Below are 20,821 nucleotides of genomic sequence, written 5' to 3' on the forward strand. Positions count from 1 at the left end.
CACCTCGGGAATGCGGCCGACGCCCATCATGAAGAGCGAGACCGACATGTTCGTGAGGATGATGACGCCGCCCATGCCCGCCTCGGAGCTGATGTTCAGCGCGGCGCACAGCACCAGCGCGAAGTTCAGCAGCAGGAAGACGCACAGCAGCACGGCGTAGGGCAGCAGCCCATCGGCAATGCCCGGCATGACGAGGATCAGCGCCACCGCGCCGGCGCTTAAGCCAGCCCACGGCAACAGGAAGCTGGCGAGCAGGCCCAGCAGCTTGGCGCGCACATAGTCGCCTGGCGACAGCGGCAGGCTCAGCACGAACAGCAGCGAGCGGTCCTTGCGTTCGGAGGCCACGCCGAACAGCGCCAGCATGACGCCCAACGCAATGATCGCCGTCAGCCAGACGATGAAGCCGATGTTGAAGCCCACCTCGCCGCTGGCCGCGGTCAGCAGCCCGGCAAAGCCGGCAGCGGTGGCGCCGACGAGCAGCCAGCGGTAGACGTAGAGCTCCTTGGCAACGAGCTTGCGGGTGAGCAGCTTCATGACGGGTGTGCCTCTTGGGCTTGCCGGCTGTGCATGACGGTGGCGACGAAGACTTCTTCCAGGCTCATGCGGTGCACCTCTTGCACCGGTGCGCCGAGGCGGGCAAGGAAGTCGTCGTTGAAGCCGTCGATGGTCAGCGTGACGTTGGGGCCGTCGACGTCGCGGTGGACGATCTCTGGCAGACGCCAATCGGGCGCACCGTCCGGTAGCCGCAAACGCAGCGTGCGCCAGCGTTCGAGGAAGTCCTCCTTGTTGTTGGACGCCACGACACGGCCACGATCGATGAAGGTGATGCGGTCGGAAATGCGCTCCACGTCCAGCGTGTTGTGCGACGAGAACAGGATGGAGCGGCTGTCGTCGCGCAGCACGTCCATGAACTCGGTCAGCAGTTCCTGGCGGGCGACCGGGTCCATGCCCGAGGTGGGCTCGTCCAGCACCAGCAGGCGCGGGCGCCGCGCGAGCGCCAGCAGCAGCAGGGCCTTGGCCTGTTCGCCCGTGGACAGGCTCTTGGCCATCTGCCCCCCATGCAGGCCGAAGCGCTTCAACAGCGTGGCGGCGTAGGTTGCGTCCCAGCCGGGGTAGAGGGACGCGACGAAGTCCATGTGCCAGGCCAGCGTCGCCTGCGGCAGCAGCTTCATGTCGTCGCTGACGAAACCGACATCGGCTTTGGCGGCGGCCTGGTCTTGAGGCATGTCGTGGCCGAGCAGGCGAATGCTGCCAGCGTCAGGTGTCAGCAGGCCCATCAGCAGCCGGATGGTGGTGCTCTTGCCGGCGCCGTTCGGGCCGACGAGCCCCATGATCTGGCCCTGCTCAAGGTCGAGGGACACGTTCTCCAGCGTGAAGAAGCGGAACGCCTTGCGCACGCCGTTCATCTCAATGGCTTTCGCGCTCATTTGTCGGGCTCCTGATTCAGCGCGTTGCGCAGTCGTTCGATCAAATCCGGCTCGGGCATGGCCAGCGACCTGGCAATCTCGCCAGCCGCGGCGAGGTGGGTATCGAGCTGGGCCAGGCGCATGTCCTTGGCCAGGCCTTGCGCGTCGGCCACGAACGAACCCTTGCCGTGGCGGGTGACGATGACGCCTTCGGATTCCAGGTCCAGGTAGGCGCGCTTGACGGTGATGACGCTGACGCGCAGATCCGCCGCCAGCGCGCGGATGGACGGCAGCTCCTGCCCGGCTGGCCAGTCCCCGGCGGCAACGCGCTGGCGGATCTGTTCGACGATCTGGAGGTACATCGGCCTCGCGTCGGTCTGCGAGATGAAGAGACTGCTGTGCATAATGTGTATACACAGAATATATGCGCAGTCCGGCGAATGCAAGCGGCGGAATGAAAAGAGCGGCCCGCGGGCCGCTCTTGCCGGTCGATTCAACCGCCGTCTAGAGCTTCAGCAGGGCTTCCAGATTCACGCGCAGCTTGAATTCCGCCGGTGCCAGGCTGGCCGAGATGGCCTGGGCGGCCAGTCGCGTATCGCGTGGCACGGGGTTGCTCAACGGGCTGCCGCTCTTGCCGATCAATGCAGCGACGAGAGGCTCATTGGCGCTGAAGCCGCGTTTGAAGACGAGCCCGACTTCGCCATTGGCCAAGCGCACGATGCTGCCGGGTGGGTACAGGCCCACGGTCTTGATCAGCGCCGCGCCGGCTTCGTCAGGCTGGCCGAGTTCGTCGAGGAAGACGGCGCGGGCGGCCGCGGCGCCGCTCATGGCCTGGCGGCTGCGGCGGGGCGACAAGCGCGCGCCGAAGAGATCGATGCGGCGCAGCAGTCGGGCCAGCTTCTCGCCATCGCTGCGGCTGCCGAGCGGGCCGGGCCCGGCCTCGTGATGGAGGCGCACGGCGGTCAGCCAGACGGGGTCGGCGACGCCGACCTGGGCCAGGCGCTGCGCAGCGCGGTCGCCGTGAGCGGCCAGGGCCTGGCGCTGGGCGGGCGTGGCGGCGTCGAGCTGGCTGGCCAAGCGGTCGTGGGCGGGGCCGGCGCCGTAGTTCATCGTCAGCGCGGCGCCCTGCAGCGCGCTGCGCAGTTCCGGTGCCAGTTGCATCTGCTGGGCGACCAGGTCGCAGAGCAGCAGCGTCAACAGCGCGTGACGGGCGCTGTAGTCGCCGAATTCCTGGCTGCTCTCGAAGATCAGCAGCATCAGGGTTGCGTCAGGGTGGGCGTGCAGGCGCTTCAGCGCGGTGTCGCGCAGCGCGGCCAGTCGGGCGGTGAAATCAACCGGATCGGCCTCGCGCAGCAGGCTGTGGGTGTGCAGCAGCAGGTTGGACCAGGCCTCGCGCGGGCCGAGTTCCACCTTGGTCGGGGCCAGAGTGTCGAGCCGGAAACTGCCGTCGGCTTTGACGATGTCGGACAGCGGCACGTCCTGCATGACCATGGTGTCCAGCCGATGGGCCAGCGCGCGCTGGTACTCCATGGTGTCTGCGGAGTTCACCCACGCGCCGCCATCGACGAGGCTGCGCACCAGCGGCGAGTCGCGCAGCACCTGGCCGCGCGCGAACAGCAGCTTGCCGTTGGCGTCGAACAGGTCGTACGGCAGGGTCATGCCCAGGCGCAGCGTGCGGGTCGGTAGAGGGATGAGTTCAGAGGCCATGGATTGAGGCATTCTCAACGGCCTTCGGCTTCGGCAAGCCGATCTTGAGCGAGGACGAAGGGGTGGCTGCGTAGAATTCCCGGCCATCCGAGGAGCGCTGCGACGGGTTTTCTTGCCTGCCAGGCTCGGATTTCTGAAAACGGCGCTCATCGATCCTCTGCCTGAGCCCCATCGATGACCACGCCCCCTTCGCCTCCTGCACTGAAGCTCTCTGGCCTCGAGCCCGTCGCCATCGATGCCGGCAGCCTGTTCGTCAACATCGGCGAGCGCACCAACGTCACCGGCTCCAAGGCCTTCGCGCGCATGATCCTGGCGGGGGAGTTCGAGAAGGCGCTGGCCGTCGCGCGCCAGCAGGTCGAGAACGGCGCCCAGGTCATCGACATCAACATGGACGAGGCCATGCTGGACAGCCAGGCGGCCATGGTGCGCTTCCTGAACCTGATCGCCGGTGAGCCCGAGATCGCGCGCGTGCCGATCATGATCGACTCGTCCAAGTGGAGCGTCATCGAGGCTGGCCTCAAGTGCATCCAGGGCAAGGGCATCGTCAACTCCATCTCGATGAAGGAAGGCGAGGATGAGTTCCGCCGCCAGGCCAAGCTCGTGCGCCGCTACGGTGCCGCGGCCGTGGTGATGGCCTTCGACGAGAAGGGCCAGGCCGACACCTTCGCCCGCAAGACCGAAATCTGCGAGCGGGCCTACCGCATCCTGGTCGACGAGGTCGGCTTCCCGGCCGAGGACATCATCTTCGACCCCAACATCTTCGCCATCGCGACCGGCATCGAGGAGCACGACAACTACGCCGTGGACTTCATCGAAGCCACGCGCTGGATCAAGCAGAACCTGCCCGGCGCCAAGGTGTCAGGCGGCGTGTCCAACGTGTCTTTCAGCTTCCGTGGCAACGAGCCGGTGCGCGAGGCCATCCACACCGTCTTCCTGTACCACGCCATCCAGGCGGGCATGGACATGGGTATCGTCAATGCCGGCATGGTGGGCGTGTACGACGACCTTGATGCCGAGTTGCGCGAGCGCGTCGAGGACGTTGTGCTGAACCGCCGCGCGGATGCGGGCGAGCGCCTCATCGAGATCGCCGACCGCGCCAAGAGTGCCGGCAAGGACGATTCGGCCCGTCTGGCCTGGCGCGCCGGCGATGTGAACCAGCGGCTGTCGCACGCGCTGGTGCATGGCATCACCGACTTCATCACCGAAGACACCGAGGAAGCCTGGCAGGCCATTCTGGCCAAGGGCGGCCGGCCGCTGCACGTCATCGAAGGCCCGTTGATGGCCGGCATGAATGTCGTCGGCGACCTGTTCGGCCAGGGCAAGATGTTCCTGCCGCAGGTGGTGAAGAGCGCGCGCGTTATGAAGCAGGCCGTGGCCCACCTGCTGCCCTATATCGAGGAAGAAAAGCGGCTGCTGATCGAGGGCGGCGGCGACGCCAAGCCCAAGGGGAAGATCGTCATCGCCACCGTCAAGGGCGACGTGCACGACATCGGCAAGAACATCGTCACGGTGGTCTTGCAGTGCAACAACTACGAGGTCGTCAACATGGGCGTCATGGTGCCGGCCCAGGACATTCTGCGCAAAGCCAAGGAAGAGGGCGCGGACATCATCGGCCTGTCCGGGCTGATCACGCCGAGCCTGGAGGAGATGCAGCACGTCGCGGCCGAGATGCAGCGCGACGACTACTTCGCTTCGCGCCACATGCCGCTGCTGATCGGCGGCGCCACGACCAGCCGCGTGCACACGGCCGTCAAGATCTCGCCGCACTACGACGGCCCGGTGGTCTACGTGCCCGATGCGTCGCGCGCCGTGGGCGTGTGCACCGAGCTGCTCAGCGACGACCGCGCCGCGGCCTATATCGCAGAGCTGAAAGCCGACATCGAGAAGACCCGCGAACTGCATGCCAACAAGAAGCAGACGCCGCTGGTGACGCTGGCTGCCGCACGGGCCAACAAGGCCGTGCTGGACCTGAGCCGCGTCGCGCCCGCCCCGAAGTTCACCGGTCGTCGTGTGCTGAAGAACCTGGACCTTGCGGAACTGACCCGCTACATCGACTGGGGCCCTTATTTCCAGACCTGGGACCTGGCTGGCCCGTATCCGGCCATCCTTGATGACGCTGTCGTTGGCAGCGAGGCGCGCAAGGTGTTTGCCGATGCGCAGGCGATGCTGAAAAAGATCATCGACGGCCGCTGGCTGCAGGCGCATGCCGTCTTCGGCCTCTACCCGGCCGCGCGCGTCAACGAGGACGACATTGCCATTCGCAGCGAACCGCCCATGGTCTGGCACGGCCTGCGCATGCAGTCAGAGAGGCCCGTCGTCGAAGGAGTGAAGCGCCCCAACCGCTGCCTGTCCGATTTTGTTGCGGAAGAGGGCGACCACGTCGGCATGTTCGCCGTCACCGCGGGCCTGGGCGTCGACAAGAAGGAGGCGGACTTCCTCGCCACCCATGACGACTATTCGGCCATCATGCTCAAGGCCCTGGCCGACCGCCTGGCCGAGGCCGCCGCAGAGTGGCTGCACGAGCGCGTGCGGCGTGAGTTCTGGGGCTATGCGCCGGCCGAGGCGCTGAGCAATGCAGAGCTCGTGGCCGAGAAGTACGAAGGCATCCGCCCCGCGCCCGGCTACCCGGCCTGCCCCGACCATCTCTCCAAGCGCGACCTGTTTCGCGTGCTCGCGCCCGACGAGATCGGCATGGGCCTGACCGACAGCATGGCAATGACGCCAGCGGCCAGCGTCAGCGGCTTCTACCTGGCGCACCCTGACGCGGCGTACTTCAATGTCGGCCGCATCGGCGACGACCAGCTCGCCGACTGGGCCGTGCGCTGTGGCTTGGACGAGACCGAGGCGCGCCGCGCGCTGGCGCCGCTGTTGGGCTAGGTCGACACCCTGGGCCTGAAGCGGTTTCGTCCTACAGGGAGGGCCGCTGTAGGGGCGGCATGCTTCGGGTCATACCAACCACATCGGAGGCCCCATGTCGACCCCCATGAATTCCGTCAAGTCCACGCAGATCGTCGCCGGCGTCGCCGTCGTGCTGGCGCTGCTCGGTGGCGCCTATGCAGTGGGCCGGTCGCAGACGGTCACCAGTGAGCCGATTGCCGCGACGACACAGCAGCAGACCACCGCCGCACCGCAACGGCTGGCCAGTGCCGACCCGGTACGCCAGGCCCAGCCGGCGCCCGTGGTTGAAACCCAGGCCCCGCCCGCGCTGTGCGACAGCTGCGGCCGCGTGACCGACGTGCATACCGAGGCGCGCCGTGGCAAGGGCAGCGGCGTCGGTGCCGTGGGCGGCGCCGTCGTCGGCGGCCTGCTGGGCAATATGGTGGGTGGCGGCAACGGCAAGAAGCTCGCCACCGTGGCGGGCGCCGTGGGTGGCGGTTATGCCGGCAACGAGATCGAGAAGAACCAGAAGAGCTACAACGTCTGGATCGTGCAGGTGCGCGAGCGTGATGGCCGTCTGCGCCGCTTCGAGCGCAGCGCCGACCCGGGCCTGCGCGTCGGCGATGAGGTCAGGCTGACCGAGAACGGCTTCGTGCGCGCCTGACGCGGCGCGAAGCCAGGGCAGGGCGGGTTCCAAGGAGTGATGCGATGAAGTTGCTGATTGCCACCGCGGCCCTGGCGGCCACCCTGTCCACTTCCGTTCGCGCCGAGGACAACCCGGCCCCGGTGCTGTCCGTCCCGACGCAGGCTCAGCGCAGCGCGCTCTGCGACGGCTGCTTGTGGGTGCAGGAAATCCACAGCGAGACCCGCAAGGGCAAGGGCAGCGGCCTGGGTGTCGTGGGTGGTGCCGTCATTGGCGGCCTGCTGGGCAACCAGGTGGGCGGCGGCACCGGCAAGAAGCTGGCGACCGTCGGCGGGGCTGCCGCTGGCGGCTATGCCGGTAATGAGGTCGAGAAGAACGCCAAGAAGTCCACCGTCTGGGTCGCGCAGGTCGTCGACCGCCATGGCCGTATGCGCAGCGTCGAACTCGGCGCCGATCCCATGCTGAGGGCCGGCGACACCGTGCGCGAGAAAGACGGCCAGCTCGTCAGGCCCTGACGAGGCCTGCTACGACGCGTGCAACCGGTACTGGTTGCGCCCCGCGCCCTTGGCGAGATACAGCGCCTGATCGGCACGGCCGAGCAGTTCCTCGCCGCCGAGTTCGTCTCGCGGGTGAACGGCAATGCCGATGCTCGTCGCTATCGACAGTTCGCCGGCCGATGTGGCAAACGGCCGGTTGATGGCCTCGATGATCTTGCCGGCGACGATCTCGGCCTCGGTGGCAGCGCGCAGGCCTTCCAGCACGACGACGAATTCGTCTCCCGCCAGCCGGCCGACAAAGTCGGTGCCCCTGACCAGTTGCTGCAGCCGCCGCGCAAACTCGCACAGCACCTCGTCGCCGACACCGTGGCCATGGCTGTCGTTGATGAGCTTGAATCGGTCGATATCAAGGAACAGCAGCGCCGTGAAGCTCTGCGCCCGGTGGGCCCGCTTGATCACCGCGGCCAACTGCTCGTTGAAGCTGTAGCGGTTGGGCAGCCCGGTGAGGGCGTCGGTGCGGGCCAGCTCGGCAAGCTGGCGCTCGAGCTGCCGGCGTTCGGTCACGTCCGTGCTGAGCGCATAGAGGCCGCGGACTGAGCCATCCTCGGCGATGTCGGGCAGGTAGAGGTTGTGCAGCGAGCGGGCCGCGCCGGCCGCCGTGGATTCGACATGGAACTCGACACGCTCGCCGCCAAGTGCCCGCGCCAGGTGCTCGCGGCGCTGTTCGTACAGCGCCGCCGGCACGGCCTCCGCCACGGTCTTGCCGACGGTAGTGCGGTGATCCAGGCCTGTCCACTTGCTGAAGGTCTCGTTCAGGAACAGCAGGCGCTGGTCCTTGTCGATATAGGAAATCATCACCGGCAGGTTGTCGGCGATGTCACGCAACCGTTTCTCGCTTTCGGCCAGCTTCGCCTCGGCTTGGCGACGTTCCGTGATGTCGAAGGAGACGGAATAGAAGCCCTGGACCTGGCCGGCCGCATCGACGTCGGGCACATAGCGTTGCGCGAAGTACAGGGTGCCATCGCCATGGGTCACGAAGGATTCGAACTGGCGGGGCTGCCCTTGCATCACGGCGTCGATATGGGGCTTGGCGATCTCCCACACCGCGTCTCCCCGGATCTCGCGGAAGGTCTGCCCCAGCAGCTCGGAGATGGGGCGCCGCAGCACGCGCTCGGCGGCAAGGTTGCCAAAGTCCGCGCGCAGGTCCTTGTCGAAGTGCGAGACCACAACGGGGATGTTGTCCGTGATGTCCTTCAGCCGATGTTCCGAAGCCTGGACGGCCAGCTCGGCGGCCTTGCGTTCGGTGATGTCCATCGACACCGAATAAAAGCCCACCACCGTGTCGAACGCGTCGCGCCTGGGTACATAGAGTTGATGGAAATGCCGCTGCGCCCCGGGCAGTACCTGCGTGCTATCAAACTCGACGGACTGGCCCTGCAGCACAGCCTCGATGTGGGGTTGCAGTTGCCGCGCCCCGTCCTCGCCGCGCACGTCGCTGACATGCTTGCCGACAAGCGCTTCGGCCGGCACGCCGTAGACCCGCCCGGCCGTTGCATTGGCGAACACGATGCGGGCGCCGGCATCGAACTCGGTGATGAGCACGGGGACGTTGTCCGCAACGGCGCGCATGCGTTGCTCGGCTTCGCGCAGCTCGCCCGTGCGGCGCTGCAGGGCGATGGTCATGGCGTCAAAGCGGCGCTTGAGGGTGCCGAGCTCGTCCCGGGCCGTGCTGCCGAACAACGGCACCTGCTCGCCGCGCTCGAGGGCCTCGGTGGCCTGCGTGAGCAGGGCCAGCGGCCGCAGCACGCGGCGCACGCCAACACTGGCCAGCACGACCAGCAGCATGCTGAAGGCGACCACCGCGGCCATGGTGACCTGCTCGTGCACGTCCTCCGCGAGCCTGCGCGCGTCGCCAGCGTTGCGTGACCAGCGGAAGGCCGCGTCCGCCATGGCTTGGGTGTCGCCGAGCAGCAGCTCGAAGGCCTGGTCGTGGCGGCGGCGCTGGAAGTCGCTGTCTGGCGCGGCTGCCGTCTTCAGCGCGCGCTCAAAGAGAGCAGGCAGCCGGCCGGCCGCGTCTCTCAGCAACTCGACTTCGGCATGCGCTGATCCCTGAAGATCGGCGCCTGCCAGGTCACGCACGATGTTGGCGTGCCAGCTCTTCCACTCCGAGACCGAGAGCTCGTCGCGCTCACGCTGGAACACGTAGGTCGCGCCGACCAGGCCTGCCACGTCGCGCGCTACCTGCTGCGCCCGTTGCTGCTGGGCTTCCGCGCGGCCTTCCAGCCGGGTGGCCGTCCACATCGCGACGATGGCCGACGTGCCCACCAGCGCGGCAACGGCCCCAGCGGCAATGAAGAGGGAGCGGATCTTCATGGTGGTGCAGGTCAGCGAGGCAGGCCGACGGCGTTGGGCAGCACGGCGCGCAGCGGCGCGGCGTCGACCAGGGTGCGGTAATCGGCAGGCTTTCTGCCGGTGGCATAGCCCTCCCGCACCGCCCAGTTCGCCTGCGACTGCAGGGTGCGCAGCAAGGCCTCGTCCAGGGACAGCTCGGCGTGGGTGCGCTGCATCGACCAGCGCGCAAAGCCGGGCTCGACGCCCAGCCGGTTCACGAAGATGGCCTCGGCCCGGCGTGGCTGGGCGCGGATGAATTCGTTGGCGCGGTGGATGGCTTTGAGGAAGCGCTCCAGGTCGGGCCGCCGCGCCTTCAGGACGCTCGTCTGGACCACGAGGTTGAAGGTCTGCTTGTAGTCCCCGGATTCGCTCAGCACGACACCGTCCACGCGCGGGCTGTGCGCCGCCGCATAGGCAAAGGGCTGGAAGACGGCCACCGCATCCACCTGGCCGGCGGCCATGGCGTCCAGCGCGCCCTCGGGCTGGATGGCGACCTGCAGGACGTTCTTGGGGTCGACATCGTTGTTGAGCAGGAAGGTGTCCAGGAAGTATTGGGCCGAGGTGCCTTTGACGACGCCGACTCGCTTGCCGACGAGGTCGCGGGCGGCCTTGATGCCCGCGCTGCGGCGGGTGACCAGTTCGACGTCGCTGGATGTGCTGGAGAAGGTCGCGATGACGGAGAAATCGGTGCGCTCGAAGGATTCGAAGGCGATGGCGGTGTCGGCAGCCGTGCCCAGGTCGGCCTGGCCTTCGGCCATCAGCTTCAGGCAGCGGCGGCCGCTGGGCGCCTCGATGGCCTTGACCGTCAGGCCTTCGGCCTCGAACAGACCTTCGGACAGGGCCACCAGCACCGGCAGCGAATGCGGCGACCGGGACACCGCCACGGTCAGCGGCGCCGCGGCGACGGTACCTGCCAGCCATGCCACCAGCAATGCCAGCAGGCGTCGTGCGTTCAAGGCGAACCTCATCGTGTGAGCGTGACCGAGCCCGGGGCGAGTGACTGCAGCGGGCGGGCGTCGATCAGCTGCTGCATGGAAGGGACCGGTTCCGTCGCCTTGCCGTCCTGGCCCAGTTGCCAGCGGATCTGGCTGAGCATCGTCGCCGGCAGCGAGGTATGCAGGGCGAGCCGGTAGTCCTGTTCGGCCATCAGGCGCTGCGCCACCGCGGCGCTGACCTTGAGGTTGGCCGCCAGGATGGCCTGGGCCTCGTTGGGCGATTCGGCGATGAAGCGCTGGGCCCGCAGCAGGGCGCGCAGGACCTTCTCGAAACGCGGCCGGTCCCGGTCGACGGCGCGGGCCTGGGCCACGATGCAGAAGTGCTGGGTGTAGACATGGGCCGAAGGCAGGCGGACCGCATCGGCGCCAAGCCGCTCCTCGATGCGGGCCGCCTCCGGCTCCCACACGACCGCCGCGGCGGCCTTGCCCTGCTGCACGAGATCGCCCAACGCGCCGGGCTCGGCGAAGCTCAGCTTGACGCGGTCGGGGTCGATGCCTTGATAGGTGAGCCAGCGGTCCAGGAAGTACTCGGCCGAGGTGCCCGCCACCGTGGCGATGCGCTTGCCGGCCATGTCCCGGCTCTCGCGCACGCCGGCGCGCCGGCTGGCGATGAGCTTGATCTGAGCGGTCGACTCGCCGATGGACGCCAGGATGGTGACGGCCGGTGTCTGCGCAGCCGTCATCGCGACGGCAAATTCGGCGCCCGCGGCGACTTCGGCGATGCCAGAGCGCAGCGCGGCCAGGCAGGCTTTGCCGCTGTTGCAGGGAATGCGTACGACGTCCAGCCCCTCGGCCTGGAACAGGTGCTGCTCGATGGCGACCAGCAGCGGCAGGGCGACCGGGCCGCTGGGCACGGCAATGCTGATCGTCGCGGCCTGCGACGGCACCGCGATCGCCGCCAGCAGCAGCGCGGTGGCCAGCCCGAGCGCCAGCCCGATGCGGCGGCGCATGGTCAGCCCGCCTGCCCGGGCAGCCCCCGGCGGAGCTGGATGGCTTCGGCGACATGGGCGCTGCCAATCGCCGCCGCTCCCGCCAGATCGGCCACCGTGCGGGCCACGCGCAGCACGCGGTGAAAGCTGCGTGCCGACCAGCCCAGGCGCTCGGCCGAGCGCTCCAGCAAAGCCTTGGCTGCGGGCTCCAGCACCGCATGTTCGGCCAGGTCCTGGGCCTGCAGCTGGGCGTTGGCCACGCCCTGGCGCGCCACGGCCCGCTCACGCGCTGCGGCGACCCGTTCCGCGACGACGGCGCTGGGCTCGCCCGGGGCCAGGTCCTGCAGGTCGCGCGGCGGCACGGCAGCCACTTCGATGAGCAGGTCGAGCCGATCGAGGAAGGGGCCGCTGAGCCGGCCCTGGTAGCGTGAGACCTGGTCCGGCGAGCAGCGGCAGGCTTTCAGGGGACTGCCCAGATGACCACAGGGGCAGGGGTTCATCGCGGCGACGAGCTGGAAGCGCGCCGGGAACTCGGCCTGGCGGGCGGCGCGCGAGATCAGGATGCGGCCGGTCTCCAGCGGCTCGCGCAGGGCTTCCAGCGCGGCGCGGGGGAATTCAGGGAGTTCATCCAGGAAGAGCACGCCGTGCTGGGCCAGCGAGATTTCGCCCGGCCGGGGCGGTGAGCCGCCGCCCACCAGCGCCACGCTCGACGCCGAGTGGTGGGGCGAGCGCAGCGGGCGCAACCCCCAGCGCGCGATGTCGAACTGGCCGGCCAGGCTGAGCACGGCGGCGGATTCCAGCGCAGCCTCGTCATCCAGCGCTGGCAGCAGCGCGGACAGGCGTTGTGCCAGCATGGACTTGCCGGTGCCGGGCGGGCCCACCATCAGCAGGCTGTGGCCGCCCGCCGCGGCGATCTCCAGCGCCCGCTTCGGGCCGGCCTGGCCCTTGATGTCGGCGAGATCGGGCAGGCCGCGTGCGGCCTCGCGGGTCAGGGCGACGGCGCGCGGCAGGGCTTCGCCGTCGGGCTGCAGGGCCGCCACCACGTCAAGAAGATGGCGGGCCTGCCGCACCACCAGGCCGTCGACGAGGGCCGCCTCAGCGGCGCTGGCCTCAGGCAGCAGCAGTTCGCGCTCGCCACCGTCCTGGCGCAGCGCCAGGGCCATGGCCAGGGCGCCGCGCACCGCGCGCACCTCGCCGGCCAGCGACAGTTCGCCAGCGCACTCGAAACGCGCGAGCCTGGCGGCATCGATCTGGCCGTTCGCGGCGAGCAGGCCCAGCGCCATCGGCAAATCGAAGCGACCCCCCTCCTTGGGCAGGTCGGCCGGGGCGAGGTTTACCGTGATGCGCTTGTTCGCTGGGAATGACAGCCCGCTGTTCTGCAACGCCGCGCGCACGCGCTCGCGGGCTTCCTTGACCTCGGTGTCTGCGAGCCCGACGACCGTGAACGACGGCAGGCCGTTGGCCAGATGGACTTCCACGGTGACCGGCGCGGCGGCGAGGCCATCGAGAGCGCGGCTGTAGACGGTGGCGAGGCTCATTGAAGGTCAGCTGGCGGGGGTAGTTGACGCTGGCGGCTGCATTGATCGTGCCGGGGGCGGGCGATCCCGGCACCGGTGCGGCTCCTGGGCTGGCGGGCCAGTCTAGCCGCCGGTCCGTCGTAAATCGGCCCGGCGCCTCTCCCAGGAATGCACCATATAAGTGCCGAGCAAGCCGCGATCAAATCCAATTTGGTGCAAATGCCTGACTTGGGGGCGCGGCCCGCCCAGATTCGTGCGGAGTGACAAGGTGTGACGCTTGGCACGGAAGCTGCAAATACCCCGCCGGATCGAATCCCACCACTTTTTTACTCAGGAGCTCCCCGCCATGAAGTTGTCCCCTTCGCTGCTCGTTCTGGCACTGGCCGCGGCCGCTCTGCCTGCGTTTGCCGATGAGCCGGCGCCAGCGCCGGACCCGTTGTCGTTCAACGTCGGCGTCGTCAGCGAATACCGCTACCGCGGCATTTCCCAGTCGCGCCTGAAGCCGGCCCTGCAAGGCGGCCTGGATTACGCCTCGCCGAGCGGTTTCTACGTCGGCGCTTGGGCGTCGACGATCAAGTGGATCAAGGACGCCGGTGGCGACGGCCAGGTCGAGGTCGACCTGTACGGTGGCTACAAGGCCGAAGTCGCCACGGGCCTGACGCTGGACGTCGGCGTGCTGCAGTACTACTACCCCAGCAACAAGCTGTCCACCAGCGCCAACACCTTCGAAATCTACGGCGCACTCAGCTACGGCCCCGTGACGGCGAAGTACTCCAACACCAACGGCACCAACCTGTTCGGCGTGCCGGGCACCAAGTACAGCGGCTACTTCGACGTGTCGGCCAATTTCGACCTGGGCGATGGCATGACGCTGACGCCGCACATCGGCCATCAGACGATGCGCCACGTGCCCGCCGGCTCCTACTCCGACTACTCGCTGACGCTGGCCAAGGACTTCTCCGGCCTGGTGCTGAGCGGCGCCGTGATCGGTACCGATGCCGACAAGAGCTTCTACGCCAGTCCCGCCAACGGCAAGTTCATGGGCAAGACCATGCTGGTTGTCGGCCTGAAGAAGACCTTCTGATTACTGGAGAGCGACATGAAATTGATCACCGCAGTCATCAAGCCCTTCAAGCTCGACGAGGTGCGTGAGGCCCTGAGCGCCATCGGCGTGCAGGGGCTGACGGTCACCGAAGTCAAGGGCTTCGGGCGCCAGAAGGGCCACACCGAGCTGTACCGCGGCGCCGAATACGTCGTCGACTTCCTGCCCAAGGTCAAGATCGAGGCCGCCGTGAACGACGACGTCGTCGAGCGCGTCATCGAGGCCATCGAGTCCTCCGCCCGCACCGGCAAGATCGGTGACGGCAAGATTTTCGTGTCGCCGCTGGATCAGGTCGTACGCATCCGCACCGGCGAAACCGGCAACGACGCGCTCTGAAGCGCGTCCATAACAACCGTTTGGAGATCACTCAAATGAAGAAACTCCTCGCCGGCCTTGCGCTTGCCGCCGGCCTGCTGGCGCCGGCCGCCTGGGCCCAGGAAGCTGCTTCGGCGCCTGCCGCCGCCGTGGCGGCCACGGCTGCTCCCGCAGCTTCCGCGGCCGATGCTGCCGCCTCCGCGCCGGCTGATGCAGCCTCTGCCCCGGCCGCTGCCGTGCCCAACAAGGGCGACACCGCCTGGATGCTGCTGTCCACGCTGCTCGTCATCATGATGACGGTGCCTGGCCTCGCGCTGTTCTACGGCGGCCTGGTGCGCAGCAAGAACATGCTGTCGGTGCTGATGCAGGTCATGGTCGGCTTCTCGCTGATCGTCGTGCTGTGGGTGCTGTACGGCTACAGCTTCGCGTTCACCGAGGGCAATGCCTTCATCGGTGGCACGGATCGCCTCTTCATGAAGGGCATCTGGGACAACGTCGCAGGCACCTTCGCCACCGGCGGCACCTTCAGCAAGGGTGTGCCGATGTACGAGATGGTGTTCGCCGTCTTCCAGGCCACCTTCGCCGGCATCACCGCCTGCCTGATCATTGGTGCCTTCGCCGAACGCATCAAGTTCTCGGCAGCCCTGGCCTTCCTGACGCTGTGGTTCACGTTCAGCTACCTGCCGATCGCCCACATGGTCTGGTTCTGGATGGGCCCTGACGCCTACTCCGCCAAGGAAGTCGCTGATGCGATGAACGCCAAGGCCGGCTATATCTGGCAAATGGGCGCGCTGGACTTCGCCGGCGGCACGGTGGTGCACATCAACGCCGCCGTTGCGGGCCTGGTGGGTGCCTTCATGATCGGCAAGCGCGTCGGCTACGGCAAGGAGCAGTTCACGCCGCACAGCCTGACGCTGACCATGGTCGGTGCCTCGCTGCTGTGGGTGGGCTGGTTCGGCTTCAACGCCGGCTCCGCACTGGAAGCCAACGGCTTCGCGGCTCTGGCCTTCATCAACACCTTCGCTGCCACGGCTGCCGCCGTGCTGGCCTGGTGCGTGGGTGAAGCGCTGCTCAAGGGCAAGGCCTCGATGCTGGGTGCTGCCTCGGGTGCCGTCGCCGGCCTCGTGGCCATCACGCCGGCCGCCGGCAACGTCGGTATCGGTGGCGGTCTCGTCATCGGCATCGTCGCCGGCTTCGCCTGCCTGTGGGGTGTGTCGGGCCTGAAGAAGCTGCTGGGTGCGGACGACTCGCTGGACGTCTTCGGCGTGCACGGTGTCGGCGGTATCGTCGGCGCGCTGCTGACCGGCGTGTTCGCCTCGCCCAACCTGGGTGGCCCCAGCGCCATGGGTGACTGGGTCACGGCGACCATGATCACGCCGGCCGACTTCTCGATCGGCGCGCAGTTCTGGATCCAGGCCAAGGCCGTCGGCATCACCATCGTCTGGTCGGGCATCGTCTCGCTGATCGCCTACAAGCTGGTCGATATGACCATCGGCCTGCGCGTCACCGAAGAGGAAGAGCGCGAAGGTCTGGACATCTCGTCGCACGGCGAGACGGCCTACCACAAGTGATCCCGGGGACCGGCGCCAAGCCGGCCCCTCTTTCACGCCAGGCCGCCCCTCGGGGCGGCTTTTTCTTGGCCCCTGCGGACCCGCCGTTATGCTGGCCCGTATGGATGTCATCACCCTCCTCGGGGCGGTGCTGGTCAACGCGCTGTTGATGAGCCTGGCGCTGGCCGTCGGCGTTGGGCTGCGCACCCGCAGCGGCTTGCAGGCCTGGCAGTTCATGCTCCTCGGCCAGGCATTCGGCTTCGGCCTGTTGATTGGCGCCACCTTTGGCGCACCGCGCCTGCTGGCGACGCTCGGGGTCATGGCGCTGAGCGGGTCGGCCTCGGCCACGGTGATCACGGCCTGTCGTTTCCTGGGGTTGAGGGCCTCACGGCGCTGGCTGCTGGGTGCGCCGCTGGGGCTGGGCGTCGTGCATGCCCTGGTCTTCAGCGACCTCGGCGTCGCCACCGGCCTGACCAACCTGACCATCGGCGCCCAGATCATCTGGGCCAGCGTGCTGCTGCTGCGCGGCGCGGGCGGCATGCGCTGGCGCTGGTTGTGCGGCGGCGCTGCGCTGGCCAACGGCGCGATGACGCTGGCCCGCGGCTGCCTGGCGCTGGGCTGGCCCGAGATCTATCCGCGCTTTCTCACGCCCAATCCGCTCAACATCGGCTCGATGATGCTGCTCAACGCCAGCCTCGTGCTCGGCACCATGGGCTTTTTGCTGGCTCATCGTGACGCGGCCGAGCAGGCCCTGGTGCGGCTGGCCTCGCTGGACACGTTGACCGGCCTGCTGAACCGCCGCGAATGGATGAACCGCGCCGGCCGGGCGCTGGGGATCGGCGCCACGAGGGAGGCGGCTCCCGTGCTGATGATGCTGGACCTGGATCACTTCAAGCGCGTCAACGACGAACGCGGCCACCCGGTCGGCGATGAGGTGCTCAAGCTCACCGGCGAGGTGCTGCGCGGCGAACTGCGCGCCAGCGACCTGGTCGGCCGCTACGGCGGCGAGGAGTTCTGCCTGCTGCTGCAGCACTGCGAGCCCGAGGCCTTCGGCCGGTTGGACTCGCGCCTGCACATGGCACTGACGCGACGCTGTGAGGCGAGCCTGGGCTTCGTCGTCGACTTCAGTGCCGGCGCCGTGCGCGTCCAGCCCGGCGAGGCCCTGGCCGCTGCCATCAAGCGGGCCGACGATGAGCTCTACCGGGCCAAGCACGCCGGGCGCGGGCGCACCTCCTGCGCGGGCGGCGTCTTGTGATCCGTCCGGTCGCCCCCAGGTGGGTCGACCTGCAGAAGCTGCAAACGAACACCGCACGCCCGCTCATCTCGCCGCAACGCCGCCACTCGGCGTTGCAAAACTTGCCGTAGCCCCCAGCTACGGCGGCGTTTTGCGCCTTGATTGGCGACGCTGCGGCGGTCTGCTCGGCCGCGCAGAGTCCATTCACAGCTTCTGAGATCATTCGGCCATGGTTCCCCATCTGATCACCGCCCTCAACGGCCCCATCAATGAGCTGGAGGCCCGCATCCTGGAATCCATGCCGGCCACGGAACGCTGGTTCAGGCTGGAATGGATGGAGCACACGCCGACCTTCTACGCCTCGGTGGACCTGCGCAATGCCGGCTTCAAGCTGGCGCCGGTCGACACCAACCTCTTCCCCGGCGGCTTCAACCACCTCACGGCCCAGATGCTGCCCCAGGCCGTGCAGGCCGCCATGGCGGCCATCGAGAAGATCTGCCCCGAGGCGCGCAACCTGCTGGTCATTCCCGAGACCGGTGCGCAGTGCAGCTTCTACCTGGACAACCTCGCCACGCTGGCCCGCATCTTCACGCAGGCCGGCCTGAACGTGCGCTTCGGCACGCTGGACACCAGCGTCACCGGGCCCACCGAGCTGCGCATGCAAAACGGCGAGACCCTGGTCGTCGAGCCCCTGGTGCGCAAGCGTGGCCGGCTGATGCTCAAGGGCTTCGACCCCTGCACCATCCTGCTCAACAACGACCTCTCGGCCGGCACGCCGCCGCAGCTGATGGGCTTGCATGAGCAATACCTGCTGCCGCCGCTGCATGCCGGCTGGACGGTGCGGCGCAAGAGCCAGCATTTCCGCGCCTATGAGGAAGTGGCCAAGCGCTTCGGCAAGCTGCTGGGCATGGACCCCTGGCTGATCACGCCCATGTCCAGCAGTGTCGACCTGCACGGCAAGAAGGGCCTGGAGGCGCTGCAGACGGCGGCCGACGCCCAGCTGACCAAGGTGCGCCGCAAGTACAAGGAATATGGCATCAACGAGAAGCCCTTCGTCATCATCAAGAGCGACGTGGGCAGCTATGGCAAGGGCGTCATGACCGTGCGCGACGCCAAGGACATCGAGGGTCTGGCTGCAGCGCTGCCCGAGAACCTCGGCCAGGAGGTCATCGTGCAGGAGGGCGTGCCCACCCACGAGCGCGTGCACGAGGCCGTGGCCGAACCGGTCGTTTACATGATGGATCGCTACGTCGTCGGCGGCTACTACCGCGTGCATGCCCACCGCGGCATCGACGAGAGCCTCAATGCCCCGGGCGCCAGCTATGTGCCGCTGGCCTTCGCCGACTCACCTCATCTGCCCCGCCCCGGCGAGAAGCCCGGCGCCAGCGCTCCCAATCGCTTCTACATGTACGGCGTCATCGGCAGGCTGGCCATGCTGGCGGCCAGCTATGAGCTGGAGGCGACCGATCCGCAGGCGGAGGCGGAAGCCGCCTGAGCGGGCAACTTTCGGCAGGGCGCGGCCTTTGATCTAGGCTGGCGGTTTCGCGCAAACCGCTGCCCCAGATGAAGATCTACCGCCTCGCCGCCCTCGTTCTGTCCCTTCAGTTGGCCGGCCTTGCCGGTGCCGCACCGCATTCCGGCCTCGACCTCGCCGGCATCGACCGCGCCGTGCGCCCGCAGGACGACCTGTTCCGCGCCGGCAACGGCCATTGGCTGTCCACCACCGAGATCCCGGCCGACAAGTCCTCCTTCGGCATGGTGGCCCAGCTGCGCGACCTGTCCGACCAGCGCGTGCGCGCCCTCGTCGAGGGAGCGGCCCAGGCCAAGCCCGGTTCGGCGGAACACAAGATCGGCGCCTATTACGCCGGGTTCATGGACACCGCGGCCATCGACAAGGCCGGCATGGCGCCGATGAAGCCCATGCTGGACAGCATCGCCGCCCTCCAGACCCGCCAGCAGCTCGCCGCCTGGCTGGGGCGCCAAAACGGCGTCATCGACCAGCCGCTGACGATGGTCGTCGATGCCGACTTCAAGCAGCCCGGCATCAACCGCCTGACGCTGAACCAGACCGGCCTGGGCCTGCCGAACCGCGACTACTACCTGAAGGACGACGCCCGCACGGCCGCCGCCCGCACGGCCTACCAGACCTATCTGCAGGTGCTGGCCGGCGCGGCCGGTCTGCCGGAAGGCGCCGCTGCACGCGCTTACGCCTTCGAGCAGCGTCTGGCCGAAGCCCAGTGGCCGGCCGAGGACAACCGCGACCCGCAGAAGATCTACAACCCGATGACGCCGGCGGAACTGGCCGCCAAGGCGCCGGGCCTGGACTGGGCGGCCCTGCTGGCGGCCGCCGGCGTGCCGGCGCCCGACCGTGTCATCGTGGCCCAGCCCAGCTATGCCGCGGCCGCCGCCCAACTGATGGCCGAGGCGCCGCTGGAGGATGTGCGCGCCTATCTCGCCCTGCGCGCGCTGGATCTGGGCGCCGATGTGCTGCCCCAGCCGCTGCGGGAGGCCCGCTTCGCCTTCCGTGGCACCGCGCTGAGCGGTGCCAAGACCGAGCAGCCACGCTGGCAGCAGGCCGTGGCCGACCTGAACAACGCGCTGGGCGAGGCGGTCGGCGAGGCCTATGTGAAGCGCAACTTCCAGGCCGCCGACAAGGCCCGCATGCTCAAGCTGGTCAACAACCTGATGGCCGCCTATGGCGAGTCCATCGACGGCCTGGGCTGGATGACGCCCGCCACCAAGGCCAAGGCCAAGGACAAGCTCTCCAAATACCTGGTCAAGATCGGCTACCCCGATGTCTGGCGCAGTTATGCCGCGCTGGACGTGAAGGTGGGAGATCCGCTGGGCAACCGCCAGCGCGCCGCGCAGTTCGAATGGCAGCGCCAGGTGGCCAAGGCCGGCAAGCCGGTGGACAAGCGCGAATGGGGCATGACGCCCCAGACCGTCAACGCCTACTACAACCCGACCTTCAACGAGATCGTCTTCCCGGCCGCCGTGCTGCAGCCGCCGCTGTACAACACCCGCGCCGACGACGCGGTCAACTACGGCGCCATCGGGGCCGTCATCGGCCACGAGATCAGCCATGGCTTCGACGACGAGGGCAGCCAGTTCGACGGCGACGGGGCGCTGGCCAACTGGTGGACCGATGCCGACCGCCAGGCTTTCGAGAAGGTCGGCGAGCGCCTGGTGGCCCAATACGCCGCCTACGAGCCCATTGCGGGCAAGCATGTGAACGGCAAGCTGACGCTGGGCGAGAACATGGCCGACCTGTCCGGCCTGCAGATCGCCTACAAGGCCTGGCTGCGCTCGCTGGGCGGCAAGCCGGCGCCGGTCATCGACGGCCTGACCGGCCCGCAGCGCTTCTTCATGGGTTGGTCGCAGGCCTGGCGCGAAAAGATGCGCGAGCCGCGCCGCCTGCAGCAGCTGACGGCCGACCCGCATTCGCCGGCAGAATTCCGCGCCAATGGCGCCGCCGTCAACCACGACGGCTTCCACGAGGCCTTCAAGACCCAGGCCGGCGACGGGATGTTCAAGCCCGCGGAGGCGCGCATCCGCATCTGGTGAGAGGGTCGCCCGCGCTTACGCCTGCAGAGGGGCAGGCGTCAAGCCTCGGAACCATGGTTTTGCTGCGCTGCACAAAAACCCAAAACCGGGCGCA

Annotated in this window: 17 protein-coding genes and 1 riboswitch; of the genes, 9 read left to right on the forward strand and 8 right to left on the reverse strand. The window is 68.2% G+C overall.

All coding sequences use genetic code 11. The features are described 5' to 3' along the window. The 4 genes from ACXJKR_RS01520 to ACXJKR_RS01535 form a co-directional block, all read right to left on the reverse strand. Positions 1-534 (reverse strand): hypothetical protein (locus ACXJKR_RS01520; protein ID WP_457320148.1); only part of this gene is annotated, 534 nt, incomplete at its 3' end. Continuing rightward, positions 531-1,427, reverse strand: a complete 897-nt coding sequence (locus ACXJKR_RS01525; RefSeq protein ID WP_457320150.1) for an ABC transporter ATP-binding protein — start codon at positions 1,425-1,427, stop codon at positions 531-533. The genes ACXJKR_RS01520 and ACXJKR_RS01525, both read right to left, overlap by 4 nt. Then, on the reverse strand, positions 1,424-1,810 hold the full coding sequence (locus ACXJKR_RS01530) for a GntR family transcriptional regulator (RefSeq protein ID WP_457320152.1): 387 nt from the start codon (positions 1,808-1,810) through the stop codon (positions 1,424-1,426). Before ACXJKR_RS01530 ends, ACXJKR_RS01525 begins: the two co-directional genes overlap by 4 nt. A gap of 100 nt (positions 1,811-1,910) precedes the next feature. Beyond that, complete coding sequence (locus ACXJKR_RS01535) at positions 1,911-3,113, reverse strand: HD-GYP domain-containing protein (RefSeq protein WP_457320153.1); 1,203 nt, start codon at positions 3,111-3,113, stop codon at positions 1,911-1,913. Between the two features lie 83 nt (positions 3,114-3,196). Next, a riboswitch (S-adenosyl-L-homocysteine riboswitch) is annotated at positions 3,197-3,268 on the forward strand. 19 nt (positions 3,269-3,287) lie between these two features. Between ACXJKR_RS01535 and metH the strand changes: the two genes are divergently transcribed. From metH to ACXJKR_RS01550, 3 genes are all read left to right on the forward strand, one after another. Next, positions 3,288-5,990 (forward strand): methionine synthase, encoded by a 2,703-nt coding sequence (gene metH, locus ACXJKR_RS01540; protein WP_457320155.1) that lies wholly within the window; start codon positions 3,288-3,290, stop codon positions 5,988-5,990. A 94-nt stretch (positions 5,991-6,084) separates the two neighbouring features. Then, positions 6,085-6,654, forward strand: coding sequence for a glycine zipper 2TM domain-containing protein (locus tag ACXJKR_RS01545; RefSeq protein ID WP_056192176.1), 570 nt, complete (start codon positions 6,085-6,087; stop codon positions 6,652-6,654). A gap of 44 nt (positions 6,655-6,698) precedes the next feature. Continuing rightward, complete coding sequence (locus ACXJKR_RS01550) at positions 6,699-7,148, forward strand: glycine zipper 2TM domain-containing protein (protein WP_457320158.1); 450 nt, start codon at positions 6,699-6,701, stop codon at positions 7,146-7,148. A gap of 9 nt (positions 7,149-7,157) precedes the next feature. Here the strand turns inward: ACXJKR_RS01550 and ACXJKR_RS01555 are convergent, their stop codons facing one another. Genes ACXJKR_RS01555 through ACXJKR_RS01570 form a run of 4 tightly spaced genes read right to left on the reverse strand, consistent with a single transcriptional unit; the run spans position 7,158 to position 12,983 of the window. After that, on the reverse strand, positions 7,158-9,503 hold the full coding sequence (locus ACXJKR_RS01555; protein ID WP_457320160.1) for a diguanylate cyclase domain-containing protein: 2,346 nt from the start codon (positions 9,501-9,503) through the stop codon (positions 7,158-7,160). A gap of 11 nt (positions 9,504-9,514) precedes the next feature. Beyond that, positions 9,515-10,477, reverse strand: a complete 963-nt coding sequence (locus ACXJKR_RS01560) for an ABC transporter substrate-binding protein (protein ID WP_457320162.1) — start codon at positions 10,475-10,477, stop codon at positions 9,515-9,517. An 8-nt stretch (positions 10,478-10,485) separates the two neighbouring features. Then, positions 10,486-11,466: an ABC transporter substrate-binding protein gene (locus ACXJKR_RS01565; protein ID WP_457320164.1), complete on the reverse strand. Its 981-nt coding sequence runs from the start codon at positions 11,464-11,466 to the stop codon at positions 10,486-10,488. 2 nt (positions 11,467-11,468) lie between these two features. After that, positions 11,469-12,983, reverse strand: coding sequence for a YifB family Mg chelatase-like AAA ATPase (locus ACXJKR_RS01570; protein WP_457320166.1), 1,515 nt, complete (start codon positions 12,981-12,983; stop codon positions 11,469-11,471). 325 nt (positions 12,984-13,308) lie between these two features. On the opposite strand from ACXJKR_RS01570, the gene ACXJKR_RS01575 reads away from it, so the two are divergent. The 6 genes from ACXJKR_RS01575 to ACXJKR_RS01600 all read left to right on the forward strand — a co-directional run bounded on the left by ACXJKR_RS01575 (position 13,309) and on the right by ACXJKR_RS01600 (position 20,727). After that, positions 13,309-14,046 carry a TorF family putative porin gene (locus tag ACXJKR_RS01575; protein WP_457320168.1) on the forward strand — a complete coding sequence of 246 codons (738 nt, stop codon included), beginning with the start codon at positions 13,309-13,311 and terminating at the stop codon, positions 14,044-14,046. 15 nt (positions 14,047-14,061) lie between these two features. Further along, positions 14,062-14,400, forward strand: coding sequence for a P-II family nitrogen regulator (glnK, locus tag ACXJKR_RS01580; RefSeq protein WP_056192325.1), 339 nt, complete (start codon positions 14,062-14,064; stop codon positions 14,398-14,400). A 35-nt stretch (positions 14,401-14,435) separates the two neighbouring features. Next, a complete protein-coding gene (gene amt, locus ACXJKR_RS01585; RefSeq protein ID WP_457320170.1) occupies positions 14,436-15,950 on the forward strand; it encodes an ammonium transporter in 1,515 nt (504 codons plus the stop codon). A gap of 100 nt (positions 15,951-16,050) precedes the next feature. Continuing rightward, entirely contained in the window at positions 16,051-17,184 is a 1,134-nt protein-coding gene (locus ACXJKR_RS01590) for a GGDEF domain-containing protein (RefSeq protein ID WP_457320172.1), read from the forward strand. Between the two features lie 208 nt (positions 17,185-17,392). Next, positions 17,393-18,658, forward strand: coding sequence for a glutamate--cysteine ligase (gshA, locus tag ACXJKR_RS01595; RefSeq protein WP_457320173.1), 1,266 nt, complete (start codon positions 17,393-17,395; stop codon positions 18,656-18,658). Positions 18,659-18,726: 68 nt separating this feature from the next. Further along, the gene (locus ACXJKR_RS01600; protein ID WP_457320175.1) at positions 18,727-20,727 is read left to right on the forward strand and encodes a M13 family metallopeptidase; all 2,001 of its coding nucleotides are present in this window, start codon (positions 18,727-18,729) and stop codon (positions 20,725-20,727) included. The last annotated feature ends 94 nt before the right edge of the window (positions 20,728-20,821 follow it).

The sequence above is a fragment of the Roseateles sp. P5_E11 genome, assembly GCF_054049355.1.